Origin of the sequence: Collinsella sp. CLA-ER-H2, assembly GCF_040092405.1 — a bacterium.
GTDB lineage: Bacteria > Actinomycetota > Coriobacteriia > Coriobacteriales > Coriobacteriaceae > Collinsella.
Map to the genome: position 1 here is coordinate 96489 of NZ_JBBNLO010000002.1, position 12885 is coordinate 109373.

10 protein-coding genes are annotated in these 12885 nt (G+C 60.0%); all 10 read right to left on the reverse strand.

Annotated features, from left to right (window positions below; translation table 11 throughout):
- Positions 1-187 precede the first annotated feature (187 nt).
- Entirely contained in the window at positions 188-1183 is a 996-nt protein-coding gene (locus AAAX59_RS01235; protein ID WP_349070133.1) for an FtsQ-type POTRA domain-containing protein, read from the reverse strand.
- Between the two features lie 217 nt (positions 1184-1400).
- Positions 1401-2312 carry a UDP-N-acetylmuramate dehydrogenase gene (gene murB, locus AAAX59_RS01240; protein ID WP_138339765.1) on the reverse strand — a complete coding sequence of 304 codons (912 nt, stop codon included), beginning with the start codon at positions 2310-2312 and terminating at the stop codon, positions 1401-1403.
- A gap of 5 nt (positions 2313-2317) precedes the next feature.
- Positions 2318-3736 carry a UDP-N-acetylmuramate--L-alanine ligase gene (gene murC, locus AAAX59_RS01245; RefSeq protein WP_138339766.1) on the reverse strand — a complete coding sequence of 473 codons (1419 nt, stop codon included), beginning with the start codon at positions 3734-3736 and terminating at the stop codon, positions 2318-2320.
- 97 nt (positions 3737-3833) lie between these two features.
- Positions 3834-4949 carry an undecaprenyldiphospho-muramoylpentapeptide beta-N-acetylglucosaminyltransferase gene (gene murG, locus AAAX59_RS01250; protein ID WP_138339767.1) on the reverse strand — a complete coding sequence of 372 codons (1116 nt, stop codon included), beginning with the start codon at positions 4947-4949 and terminating at the stop codon, positions 3834-3836.
- Positions 4939-6432 (reverse strand): putative lipid II flippase FtsW, encoded by a 1494-nt coding sequence (ftsW, locus tag AAAX59_RS01255; protein WP_138339768.1) that lies wholly within the window; start codon positions 6430-6432, stop codon positions 4939-4941. The genes murG and ftsW overlap by 11 nt, the downstream gene beginning before the upstream one ends.
- Positions 6433-6467: 35 nt before the next feature.
- Complete coding sequence (gene murD / locus AAAX59_RS01260; protein WP_349070135.1) at positions 6468-7874, reverse strand: UDP-N-acetylmuramoyl-L-alanine--D-glutamate ligase; 1407 nt, start codon at positions 7872-7874, stop codon at positions 6468-6470.
- 9 nt (positions 7875-7883) lie between these two features.
- Positions 7884-8903 (reverse strand): phospho-N-acetylmuramoyl-pentapeptide-transferase, encoded by a 1020-nt coding sequence (gene mraY, locus AAAX59_RS01265; RefSeq protein ID WP_117746963.1) that lies wholly within the window; start codon positions 8901-8903, stop codon positions 7884-7886.
- A 3-nt stretch (positions 8904-8906) separates the two neighbouring features.
- The gene (gene murF / locus AAAX59_RS01270; RefSeq protein WP_349070138.1) at positions 8907-10331 is read right to left on the reverse strand and encodes a UDP-N-acetylmuramoyl-tripeptide--D-alanyl-D-alanine ligase; all 1425 of its coding nucleotides are present in this window, start codon (positions 10329-10331) and stop codon (positions 8907-8909) included.
- 125 nt (positions 10332-10456) lie between these two features.
- Positions 10457-12157 carry a penicillin-binding protein 2 gene (locus AAAX59_RS01275; RefSeq protein ID WP_349070140.1) on the reverse strand — a complete coding sequence of 567 codons (1701 nt, stop codon included), beginning with the start codon at positions 12155-12157 and terminating at the stop codon, positions 10457-10459.
- A 182-nt stretch (positions 12158-12339) separates the two neighbouring features.
- Positions 12340-12810: a hypothetical protein gene (locus AAAX59_RS01280; RefSeq protein ID WP_195919276.1), complete on the reverse strand. Its 471-nt coding sequence runs from the start codon at positions 12808-12810 to the stop codon at positions 12340-12342.
- Positions 12811-12885 lie beyond the last annotated feature (75 nt).

The following is a 12885-nucleotide window of genomic DNA, read 5'->3' on the forward strand; positions in this document are numbered from 1 at the left end:
AACAAAGGTTATAGCCATAGCATGGGTCGACCCCTGCGCACATTAACCTTCAGGTTGAAAGTAAATGCAAAGGTAAACCGTATTATGGTTGCACATTATGAACGTATCAGTCAAATAATTGACCGTGAAAACCAAACAAACCAGATAAACGGCGTGGTATGGCCACTCAACAAAGCATCAACCAGCGCTACGAGGTCGGAGCATTCCTAAATGTGTAGTTGCCCGGAGAGCGCACATTGATATACGTTACGCCCTCTACCTGCGAAAGCAACTTGGTGACTACGCGTTCCTTCTTGGCAATATCGTCCGAATCGCCCAGCGACACCTCAATGCCGTTATTGAGGTTTGCCGAGATGGCTTCGACCGAAGGCGTGGAAATATCCTTGACTTGTCCCAAGAACTCGCTCGAAAAACCACGCACATAATCCAAGCCAGCCTTAACGGCCTTGGAGCTCACCGCCTGGCCGGAAACCGGAGCGACATCCGCCGAGACATCAGTCAACAACACCGCGCCATAATGCTTAGCGAGCGCCAGTGCAGCATCGATTCCGGTCAAGGTATTTGAGCCCTGCCCCGTCGTGATGACGTTGCCCTGATCGTCCACTTCGACCGACGTCGACAGCGGGGCGATCCAGGTGTCATCATCCCCGATGGCCCAAGCAAGGTCATCGGAGCTGATATAGGCAATTGCAATGACCTTGCGCTCCATCGGCGTAATGATGAGCGTATGCGGGAACTGACGCTGGACATCCACGCCCGAGACCCACGGGTTCTGCTTGAGATCCTCGGTAATCTGATCGGGATCGACGTTAAAAAGCGACGTTCCCTCGGGCAAATCGATCAGCTGGATAGCATCGTGCTTCGTCACATGCTCGCTGCCTTGAATCTGAATATCAGTGGCGGTAAACAATCCAGAGTTAATCACCACGATGGCAACGACGACGAGCACGGCCAAGACGGCCAGAACGCCGCCAACGATTTTGCCTTTGCCTGTAACGACAGAAGCGGCATCTGATGTTTTATTTACCATCGCCCCAAGTGAAGACAACGGGTTGACGCTTTTTTTACCCGAAGGCTTCTTGGCGGTAGCCGGCACCGATGTCAGCGAGCGCGGTTTCGATGCGCCCAGCGTGCGACCTGGACGCGGCGCTTTAGTTCCCGTCGAGGGCTTAGGAGTTGCCATGGGACGGGCAGGTTTGGCGCCCATAACAGGCTTTGACGTCACCGAGGGACGCGAGGACTTTTTTGCGGCCGGACGATTACCGAGCTGCGAGCCGACGACCGGACGACTGGTCTGTCGAGCATGCCCGACAGACTTAGAATGCGCGACGGTATTGCGTTGAGGTTTGGCAGGCGCGCCGGAACGCCCTCCGGCGCGGCGGAAGGTGGGTTTCGATGCTCTAGAAGCCGAGGAATTTAACTTCCGGTCTGAGCTCGATGCCATACGCCTCCCTCACCTTTCCGTGCACATGTCTGATAACCGCGGCAACGTCATCGGCCGAGGCAGTTCCGTTATTAACGATAAAATTAGCGTGAACGGGCGAAACTTCCGCGCCGCCAATCGAAAAACCCTTTAATCCACAATCCTCGATAAGCTTGCCCACACTCGCATCGGGCGGGTTGCGAAAGACCGACCCGCAGGATGCGCGACCCATGGGCTGCGTACGCTTGCGCCTCGTCAGGTACCGCTCCATGCGCTCGCGAATGTCGGCCTTGGGCGCCGGTTTAAGCTTGAGCACGCACTCGAGGATGATCTCATTGCGGGGAAGGCTACATTCGCGGTAGCCCCAAGTGATCTCGGACCCCGCATAATGTTTGATACCGGATACCGGGTCAAACGTTACGACATCCTCAACCAGCGAGCCAATCCACTCGGTCCGTGTGCCGGCATTCATAGATATCGCACCGCCGACCGAGCCAGGGATGCCAACGGCAAACTCAAGGCCCGAGAGGCTACGCGACAGGGCATCGTTGACCAGGCGCGCAAACATCACGCCCGCACCGACCGTCAGCGTACAACCGTCATCGGCAACAACCGTGCGCTGAAACTCACGTCCGAGCGAAATGACGGCGCCGCGATAACCGCCATCGGCAACCAGCAGATTGGAGCCCTTGCCGATGATGACCCACGGCACCTGCTCGCGATCGAGCACCGCCACGGCGCGGCGAAGGGCATGATAGCTATGGCACGTCACAAAGAGGTCGGCCTTGCCGCCGATACGATAACTCGTATGACGCGCAAGGCGCTCGTCCTCGATCACATCCGTGTCGATCATGCCCGAGAGCGCCATGACGGCGTTAAACAGACCCATTAGACTTAAGCGTCTTTCTTGGCAGTCAGATACTCGATAAACTCGGGACCGACGGTCGTAACGTCACCGGCACCCATGGTGAGCAGCAGGTCGCCCTCGCCCACCATCTGCTCGAGCTCCTGATTGAGCTCAAGACGGCTGGAGCAGTACACGACCTCCTTGCCAGGATGCTTGGCGCGCACGGTATCGGCGAGCATCTTAGAGGTAACACCCGGAATGGGCATCTCGCCAGCCGAGAACACATCAATCAGCAGCAGTTTATCGGCATTGGCAAATGCATCGGCAAAGTCGTCGCACAGGGCCTGCAGACGCGAATAACGGTGCGGCTGGAACACGACGTCGACATGCTTGTAGCCCAGCGACGAAGCGGCAGCAAGCGTCGCCTTGATCTCGGTGGGGTGATGGCCGTAATCATCGACCACGGTGATGCCATCGATATCGCCCACGTGGGTAAAGCGACGGCGGACGCCCTCAAAGCTCGAGAGCGCCTTGGCGGCGGCGTCGATGTCAAGGCCCAGAACATGGGCGACGGTGAGCACCGCCGTGGCGTTGAGCATGTTGTGGCGACCGGGATTGCTCTTGATCTCCACAGCGTGCTCAGTGCCGTCCTCAAAGCGAACGATAAAGTCGCTCTGGATGCCCTTGACATCCGGGTGCATGCAGACGATGTCGTTGCTCTCGGCAAAGCCGTAGGAAAGCACGTGACGGCCCGTCGACTTGGCGAGCTCGACCAGATGCGAGTCCTCACCGCAGACGATGACGGTGCCGTCCTCGCCCACCAGGCTCATGAATTTGGCGAAAGTCGCCTCGATCTCCTCGATACCCGAGTAGTGATCGAGGTGGTCGGCCTCGACGTTGGTCACAATGACCACGTTGGGGTTCAGGAACAGGAAGGAGCTGTCGGACTCGTCGGCCTCGGCGACAAAATAGTCGCCCGAGCCGTTCTTGCCGTTCGTGTCATAGCCCTCGACAATGCCGCCGATCAAGAAGCTCGGATCCAGACCCATGCGGTCGAGCATGGTGGCGCACATCGAAGACGTGGTGGTCTTGCCATGCGTGCCGGCAACAGCGACGGTGGTGTAGCCGTGACCCAAAGCAGAGAGCATCTTGGCACGAGGCCACACGGGAATGCCCAGCTCGCGAGCGCGCACGAGCTCAGGGTTGGACTCCGGAATAGCGGTGGAGACAACAACCACGTCGGGCTTGACCTCGTCGATCGTGGCGGCCTCATGGCCCACATGCACCTTCACACCAGCGCGGGTAAGCTGGCGGATATAGCGTGACGTCTTAAGGTCGGAGCCGGTAACGGCATAACCGCGCTCGTGCAGAACGAGGGCGATGCCGCTCATGCCGGCGCCGCCGATACCGATAAAGTGGGCGCTCTTAAACTCGGGCGCGGAGGTTGCAGTCTGGGAATCAGCCATGTGCTCGTGTACTCCTTGCGTAAACACTGCCTGTAACCCGTTAACTGTACCGCACCTACCGCATCAGCGCGAGGGCGACCGACGATATCCCGTCTAACTAACGCAAACCCTCTACCGCATCCGCCAGAAGAGCGGCGGCCCTATCCTGGGCCAGACCACGCGCCGCCTGACGCATGGCGTCGCGTGCCGCCGCGTCATCGACCAGGTGCAGCAGCTCATCGGCAAAGGCAGAACCGTCGATATCGGCATCGGCGCAGAGCACGCCGGCCCCGGCGTCGACCAGATAACGGGCATTGGTGGTTTGGTGGTCGGCAGTCGCATGCGGGTACGGCACGAGCACCGAAGGCACGGCGAGCGCAGCGATCTCGGCCACGCTCGATGCGCCCGAACGCGAGAGCACCAAATCGGCAGCAGCCAGCATATCGCCCATGTTGTCGATGTAAGGCTGGACGCGGTAACGCTTCGCCTCCTCGGGCGTCAGCGCCAAAGCGCGCTCGGTCTCCTCAAAGCCGTCGGCACCCGTCGAATGCAACACATAGAGGTTCTTGCGCGAAAGCAGCTCGTTTTTGAGCGAAGCCACGCGCTCGTTGAGGTGCTGGGCGCCAAGTGAACCGCCAAAGACGAGCAGCAGCGTAGCGTCCTCGGGAACGCCAAGTGCCTTGCGGCCGCGAGCGCGATCGCCCTCGATCACCGAGCGACGTACGGGGTTGCCGGTCATGAGCACGTGGTCAGGGTCACCTTCGCGCTCAAAGACCGAACGCGCTGCCGGCACCGAGATGCACACGCGAGCGGCGTGGGAATTCATCATCTTGTTGGCCAGGCCCGGAACAGAGTTCTGCTCATGCAGCAGATACGGAACGCCTGCGCCCTTGCACCACCCCAGCAGCGGAACCTCGACATAGGCACCAAAACCAATGGCGGCATCGGGCTTGCCGACCTTTGAGAAATGATTGGCGAGCGCACGCTTGGCCTTATTGACACGCCACAGCGAGGTCAGCGCCGTCCAAGGACGGGAGCGGTCGAAGCCCGTGACCGTAATGGGCACAAAATCAAACCCAGCCTCGGGGACCAGACGACCCTCGAGCTTGCGCGACTGGCCCACGAACACAACGTGGTGGCCACGGTCACGCAGCTCTTCGGCCAAGGCGAGCGCGGGGTTGATGTGTCCTGCCGTACCGCCGGCTGCAATAGCAACGGTCATCTTATCGGTCATGGTAGTCCCTTCGTACACGCGGTCCCTGGTCGTCGGTGCGCAAGCGCGCCGACGGGTCCGAGTTCAAATCGATTCGATTATATCCGCCGCCCGCGTTGCGAGGGCTGGGGCGCTGAGGACGACCTTGCGGCGCCGTTCGCTGACGCGGGCGGGCTGCCGGCTCGGTCGCAGAGCCATCCAGGACGGTAAAACCGTTACGCGAAGAACGCTCGCCGCGCACGTGGGGCACGCCGGCGGTACTCTCATCCATAACGGCAAAGCTCTCACGTCGGCGGTCATACTCATCGCGGCGGGCGCTCTCGTACGAAACGCGCAGGATCAACCCGGCAAGCATGAGCGACACAATAATCGACGAACCGCCGTAGCTAATAAACGGCAACGGTTTGCCCGTCATGGGAAACACGTTGAGGATGCCCAGCGCGTTAATCAAAAACTGCACCGCGAGAATGACCGCGGAGCCAGACGCCATGAGCGCGCCCCGACGATCGGTCGCCTGCTCGGCAATGCGAAACGCCGAGTAGATCAGCATCGCAAACACCAAGAAGAACAGCACGGTTCCAACAAAGCCGACTTCCTCGCCAATGATAGCCAGGATGTAGTCATTGTGCGCCTCGGGCAGATACGAGTACTTCATGGTTGAGTTGCCGATGCCACGGCCGAACAGACCGCCCGAGGCAAAGGCCATGATGGCAAGCGTGGCCTGATAGCCGTCACCATACTCGTCGGCCCAAGGGTTCAAGGCAACCTGAATACGCACCATACGGTACGGCTCTGCGACAAGCGCAATCACGATCACGAGAATGCCGAAGATTAGCACGCCGATGATAAATCTGGGGTCGAGACCCGCAAACAACGCCATGCACATGAGGGTCAACAGGATGATCAGGACAGTACCGAAATCGGGCTGGATAAAGATCAGAAAGAGCGAAATGCCCAGGTAAATGCCCATCTTGCGAAGGAATTCGTTGATGTTGCCACCGGGCGAAAAAAAGCGATCAAGCATGATAGCCGAATACGCAATGGCAAATGGCTTTAAAAACTCGGAAGGCTGGAACTGAATGCCGGCGATGTTGAGCCAGCGCGTGGCGCCACGGCTGCCGCTGCCCACCAAGAACACCAGAAACAGTAGCCCTATCATGCCTATGAGGAAGATCCTGAGCACATCCTCCCCAAACCAGCTGTCCGGCAAAACGCGCACGATGGCAATCAACGCCAGAACACCAACCACGGCAAAAGCGGCCTGTCGACCCAGAAAAAACGTCGCCGAGCCATTCTCGTGCAGCGCCTCGACCGAAGACGCCGAGTACACCATCAGCAGGCCAAAGCATACCAAGGTAAACAAGCAGGCCATGAATATCAAACGGGGGCGCATGATACGGGCGGGAACGCCGGCAATATAGCGTTCGCTAAACGACTGCCCGCCGCGGCTGGAACGCGGTGTGGTGCGACGTGAGGAAGCACGGTCCGAGTCGGGCCTCCTCATACCTTGTCGGGGGCTCTCCTCTCTCACCGCAACCCCTATTCCATTTGTGATTTCGCTGCAGCGGCAAGCTGGGCCACGTAGTCCTTAAACACGCGGCCGCGCTCCTCATAGCCCGAGAACTCATCGAACGAAGAGCAGGCAGGAGAAAGTAAGATCACGTCACCACGGCTCGACAGCGAACGGGCGACGTCCACGGCGTCGCGTAGGTCATCCGCCTGGGCGATATCCACATCGCCATCGACATCGGCCTCGTCCATAGCGGCGGTGAAGCGCTCGCGCGCATCGCCAAAGCAGACGACCGAGCGCACGTTGTCCATAACGACGCGGGCAAAGTCCGCAAGCGGCGTGCCCTTATCGTGGCCGCCGAGCAGCAAGATCACGTCGTCATCGGGAAATGCCGTCAGTGCCTTCTCGACCGCATCGGTGTTGGTCGCCTTGGAATCGTTGACGTAGCGCACGCCGTCAATCTCGCCACACGGCTCCACGCGGTGCTCGAGCGGCTGGAACGAGGCAAGACCGCGGCAGACACCATCGACATCGGCACCGACCGCCAAGGCAGCCGTGGCGGCGCACAGGGCATTGATAACATTGTGATGGCCCGAGATCTTGAGCTCGGATGTAGCGATGAGCGGGGTCTCGACGCCCTTCAGGCGCACGACCATCTTGCCGTCGCGCACAAAGGCGGCATCCTCGCCCTCAGGCTCGTCAAAGGCAACCTTGCAGATGCGACGACCCGGCGTGTAGATGTACTCATCGAACTCGTGAATGCCGGCGTCTTCGACGTCGACAACCGCCAGATCGTCATCGACCATATTGTCAAACAGTTTGATCTTGGCAAGCGCGTAGTTCTTATGGCTCTTATGCCAGCCCAAGTGGTCGGGAGTGATGTTGAGCAGCACCGCCACGCGGGGGTGGAGCTCGGTTGTCGTAGCAATCTGATAGCTCGAGAGCTCAGCCACAAACCACTCGTTGTGGGCTCGGCCGTCAATCTCGTTGACCGGCGGCTCGCCGATGTTGCCGACAGCAACGCTGGCCTCGCCGGCAGCCTTAAGCAGATAATCAGCCAGCGACGTGGTGGTCGTCTTGCCGTTGGTGCCCGTGATGGCAATCCAGTTATCGGGCGACAGGCGATAGGCAAACTCGGGCTCACCCATAATCTGGGCGGCATGCTCGCGCCCGGCCTTAAAGAAGCCCGAGAACTCCGAGATGCCCGGGCACGTCACGCATACGTCATAGGCGCCCTCGACCTGTTCGGTCCCATAGACAAACGACGCACCAGCAGCCTCGAGCGCACGCGTGGCGTCATTGGGCTCAGAGGTGCCACCGCCATACACGGTAACGGCACTTACGCGCTCGGGATGTGCCAGCGCCCAGCGGGCGACATCGAGACCGGATTTGCCCTGACCCAAAACGAGCAGGCTAAAGACATCAGCAAGAGGCATGAAAGACCACTATCCCAACTGGAAGAACAGGGCAAGGCCAACGGCACCAAAGGCAGCGGCGATAATCCAAAAACGGATAACGACCTTAGTCTCGGCCCAGCCCTTCTTTTCGAAATGATGATGAATGGGCGCCATAAGGAAGACGCGCTTGTGCGTAAAGTGGAAATAGACAACCTGGATCATGACCGACAGGGTCTCGACGATAAACAGACCGCCGATGATGAGGGAAACGACTTCGGTGTTGGTCATGATGGAGGTGCAGGCAAAAGCGGCACCCAGGGCAAGCGAGCCGGTATCGCCCATAAAGATGCTCGCCGGGTAGCAGTTGAACCACAAAAAGCCCAGGCAGGCACCGGCGCACGCCGTGCAGAAGATGGACAGGTTCACGTCACCGTGCAAAAACGCCATAGCGGCCATGGCGAGCATGGCGATCATGGAAGTGCCGCCGGCAAGGCCGTCCAGACCATCGGTCAGGTTCACGGCATTGGAAAGACCGGCGATCATCAGCCAGCAAAATACAATGTAGAGCCACGGGAACGAAAGGCCGCAGATGGTGGTCGAAAGAACACCGAGGTCAATTGTCAGGCCGCCGGGAAAACGAATCTCGGGGGCGACGCCGCACCAATTGACGGCGAGCACGGTAAAAGTGACGCAGATGATGGTCAGGCCGATCATCTTGGCGTGAGGCGTCAGGCCGAGCGAGCGACCATGCGTGACGGAGGTCAGGTCGTCGATGAGACCCAGAACGCCGGTGGCCAGTGTGGCAAGCAGCACGAGCACGAGCTCGGTGGTGAGCTTGCCCATCAGCAGGCAGGTCAGCGAGATCGCGACAAGGATGATGACACCGCCCATGGTCGGCGTACCCTGTTTAATCAAATGACGCTTGGGGCCGTCGGCTCGGACCTGTTGGCCGATACCCTCGACCTTCAGCAGCTTGATCCACCACGGCATAAGCAGCAACGCAATGGCGGCAGCGATGCCAAGTCCCAAAAAGGCCTGATACGTAGGATACGAGGGATTGCCGAACATGGGCTAGCACACACCTTCCACAAAGCGGTCGAGCTCAACAAAACGGGAACCCTTGACCAGTACAACATCATGATTTTCAAGCGCGCCGCCTATGCGGTCGAGCACCTGCTGATAATCGGAGAACACCTGGATGCGGTCCTCATCCATACCCATCATGCGTGCGGCATCGGCCATGAGCTGAGCCAGCTCGCCGCCGACGCACGCGAGCATGTCGAGCTTCTTAGCGGCGGCATAGGCGCCCACGAGCTCATGCATGCGGGGGGCCTCGTCGCCCATCTCGCCCATCTCGCCCAGGATCGCCATGCGCGAACCGTCACAGATGAGCGAGCACAGCAAATCGAGGCCGGCAGCCATAGACTCGGCACTGGCGTTATAGGAGTCGTCGATGATGCGTGCTCCGCTCTTGGCGCGCTTGATCTCCTGACGGTGACCGGTGATCGTAAGGCCCCTAAAGGCGGCATCGATCTGCTCGGGCGTCACGCCCAGACGATAGGCGACCGCGGCGGCCTTAACGGCATTGGGCACGGACTGCACGCCGGGAATGGCCAGCATGGTATCGACCGTGTCGCCCTGACCAAAGTCGAGCGTAAAGACCGGATGGCCCTCGTCGTCGACGCGAATGTCGCGTGCGCGGACCTCGTCGTCGTCCGAGACGCCGGCCAGCATCACGTCAATGCCCGCAGGCTGGGCGAACGTATCGCGAATGAACGGCGTAAAGTCGTCCTCGCCACCCAAAACCAGCAACGGCGAGAAGTCGCCGGCGGCGCACATGCCCTGGACGATCTCGGACTTGGCGCGGGCGATGTTCTCGCGGCTGCCCAGGATACCGATGTGGGAGGTTCCAATCTTGCTCACGATGGCAAGATTGGGGTTGGCAGACTGGGACAGGCGCTCAATCTCATGAAAATGGTTCATGCCCATCTCGAGCACCAGAACCTCGGTATCGGCCGGAGCGGAAAGTACCGTGAGCGGCATGCCGATCAGGTTGTTGAAATTGCCCTTGGTGGCCCAGACGCGATAACGTTTGGCGAGTACGGCGGCGAGCACGTCCTTGGTCGTCGTCTTGCCAATCGAACCGGTAATGCCGACGACCAGGCAGCCAAGCTCCAAGCGATATACGTGCGCCAGGCGCAGCAAGAACTCCACGGGGTCGTCGGTCAGCAAGACGGCGCATCCCTTATCCTGCGCCAACGAAACCAGCTCGGCATCGGGCTCGCGCGTCATCACGACGGCACCGGCACCCGACTCGATGGCACGGGAGGCAAAATCATTGCCGTCGACCTTTTCGCCGGGGAAGGCGACAAAGATCGTCCCCTCCTCGACCTGACGCGAGTCGATAACGCACCCGCGGCATACCCGGTCGACTTCTTCCGTCACGGTTCGGGCCCCCGTTGAGGCCGCGAGGTTGTTGACGGCGATCTCTATCATTGCAGCTCCCCTGTAAACCTAATAATGCTATCGGCGTATTGTATCCCAGTGCCATGCGCGCGTGGTGCAGGGCATGTGAACACCCTTCAGATCAAACGGCAGACCACGCTCAAGATTGCAACCCCCTACTTCGTCCGCGGGATTCCCAGCACGTCGAGCGCGTTGGCCATAATGGACTGGAATGGCACCGCGGCGGCATCCGAGCCGCTCGGCGTTCCATCGAGTGTGATATAGCACAGCACCTTGGGCGATTGTGCCGGCGCAAAGCCCATAAAGGACGACATGTAGTTCTCCTTGAGGTAACCGCCGTTCTCGTCAGCACGCTCGGCCGTACCGGTCTTGCCCGCCACGTCATAGCCATCGACCGCACCGCCAACGCCCGTGCCTTCGGACACGACCGTCTGCATGCACGATGTCACCTGGGCGGCAGCGTCCTCCGAAATCGCACGCTCGCCTTCGCCCCAGTCCTTCTCATCGCCCTTGCTGGACTTATAGAAGTGCGGCGTCATCATCACGCCGCCGTTCGCGATGCCGCCCACGGCACGTGCGACCTCAATCGGCGAGACGGACAGCGCCTGGCCAAAGCTCATCGAGCCCAGCGTGGCGCCGTCGTACTGGTCGCGCTCCTTGACGATGCCCAGGCTCTCACCCGGAAAATCAACACCGGAGCTATGACCGATACCCCACTTGTCCACATAGGTGGCAAAATCATCGGCACCGATCTTGCGTCCCACCAGGACAAAGCCCACATTGGACGAACGGCGCATCATCTCGCGCACGTCCATGGTCATGGTGTAGTCGCGCTTATCGGCGTCGGTAACGGTATCGTCGCCAACCTTAATGCTCGCCGGCACCTCAAACGACGTGCTCGAACGCACGGCGCCCAAATCGAAGCCGGCACCGGCCACGAGCGTCTTAAAGACCGAGCCGGGCTCGTAGGCATCGGTAACCAGGCGCAAGTTCATGTCTTCGGTCTTGGCGTTTTCCAGATCGGTCTGGTCATATGTCGGATACGAGCATGCCGCCAGAATCTCGCCCGTCGTGGGATCGGTGACCAGGGCCGAGCCATTCTTGGCCTTGGTCTTTTCGACCGCCTCGGCCAGGGCGTCCTCGGCGGCACGCTGGATATTGACATCGAGCGTCGTCACGATGTCCACGCCGTCCACCGCGGCAACCTTCTTATAGGCGCCGCCCGCGATATAGCTACCGTCCCTCGCCCGCTCGCGCACCAGCGAACCGTTGGTTCCGGTCAAAAGCTTGTTGTACTGTTTTTCGAGGCCCGTCAGACCGTCGTTGTCCACGTTTACCACGCCAAGCACCTGCGATGCCAGGTTGCCGTAGGGGTACACGCGCTTCATGGCCTGCTCAAAGAGCACGCCTGGCAGGTTCTTCTTCTCCAGCGCCGCGACATCATCCTCGTCCACCTGACGTTTGATATACACCCAGGTGCCATCCGACTCAACGAGCTCGCGACAGGTCTTTTTATCGATGCCCGTAGCTTTGACCAGTGCCGATACCGTCTTGTCAACGTCCTCGATAAGCTGAGGATTCACGGCGATGTTGCGGCATTCGACCGACGACGTCAGCACGTTGCCGTTACGGTCGTAGATGGTACCGCGCTTGGCATATAGCGTCTGCGCGAGCAAGCGACGTGCATCGGCGCGGTCGCGTAACTTATCGGCTTCCACGATTTGATAGTCGGCAAGGCGAAGGACGCCTAAACCCAAGCCAAGCCCGATAAAGCCCATGACGGCTTTGCGACGGGGCAGCGGCGTGCCCGTGAGCCATTCGGTCGACGAGCTCTTGCGCGGTCTGGTGTTATGCATTTGAGGACCACTCGAGCCACGGAGACGCGACGCGGGGTCGTTGCCATAGGACGGCCTCGCGTTGTAAGATGGCCGACCCGTTCCTTGATAACCAGAACGTCCCCGCGATGAGGGACGTCCAGAACCGCGACCCCCGTCGGAGCCGCGGCGATAGTCATTTGTCATACTCAGCTACCGTCTTGTTACTGAGCGGTCGCGGTCGAGCTGGCGCCCGCGGCTGCATCCTGCGAAAAATCAAGTGTAACGCTCTCGCTGGGCTCCACCATGCCATAAGCGCCCGCAAGGTCGCGAATGCGCGTGTCGGCACCATAGACCGAATGCATGACCTCCAGGTCGGAGCTCTCGTCGGTCGCCTTCTCGAGCGTGTTGGTAAGCGCGGCGTTGCTGTTGAGCACCTGGGCCGTAACGCCGGCGAGCGCCACACGGGCGACACCGATCGTCATGAAGATGGCCGCAATGATGCAAAACGTTTTAAGAACGCTCATGAAAACCGGGCTTACCGCCTGGTTTGCCTGACGGCCCGCGCCCGTGTAGACATCAAAGCGCGGCGTGCGCTGCTCGCGGGGAGCAACGGGGGCCTGCGGTGCCTCACGATAGGCGGGCATGGCGTTCATATCATAGGCGAGTGCTGCGTTTGAGGTGTTGTAGCCCATGATATGCCGCCTCCCATCCCGAGTACGTTGGTAGTGTGTTTAAGCTTCGTTTGTGGTACGAGCGGGAGGTCCAAT

Coding starts and splice junctions, on each gene's coding strand:
- AAAX59_RS01235 (WP_349070133.1), bottom strand. CDS start 1,183: ATGGCAACTCCTAAGCCCTCGACGGGAACTAAAGCGCCGCGTCCAGGT.
- murB (WP_138339765.1), bottom strand. CDS start 2,312: ATGGGTCTGTTTAACGCCGTCATGGCGCTCTCGGGCATGATCGACACG.
- murC (WP_138339766.1), bottom strand. CDS start 3,736: ATGGCTGATTCCCAGACTGCAACCTCCGCGCCCGAGTTTAAGAGCGCC.
- murG (WP_138339767.1), bottom strand. CDS start 4,949: ATGACCGATAAGATGACCGTTGCTATTGCAGCCGGCGGTACGGCAGGA.
- ftsW (WP_138339768.1), bottom strand. CDS start 6,432: ATGAGGAGGCCCGACTCGGACCGTGCTTCCTCACGTCGCACCACACCG.
- murD (WP_349070135.1), bottom strand. CDS start 7,874: ATGCCTCTTGCTGATGTCTTTAGCCTGCTCGTTTTGGGTCAGGGCAAA.
- mraY (WP_117746963.1), bottom strand. CDS start 8,903: ATGTTCGGCAATCCCTCGTATCCTACGTATCAGGCCTTTTTGGGACTT.
- murF (WP_349070138.1), bottom strand. CDS start 10,331: ATGATAGAGATCGCCGTCAACAACCTCGCGGCCTCAACGGGGGCCCGA.
- AAAX59_RS01275 (WP_349070140.1), bottom strand. CDS start 12,157: ATGCATAACACCAGACCGCGCAAGAGCTCGTCGACCGAATGGCTCACG.
- AAAX59_RS01280 (WP_195919276.1), bottom strand. CDS start 12,810: ATGGGCTACAACACCTCAAACGCAGCACTCGCCTATGATATGAACGCC.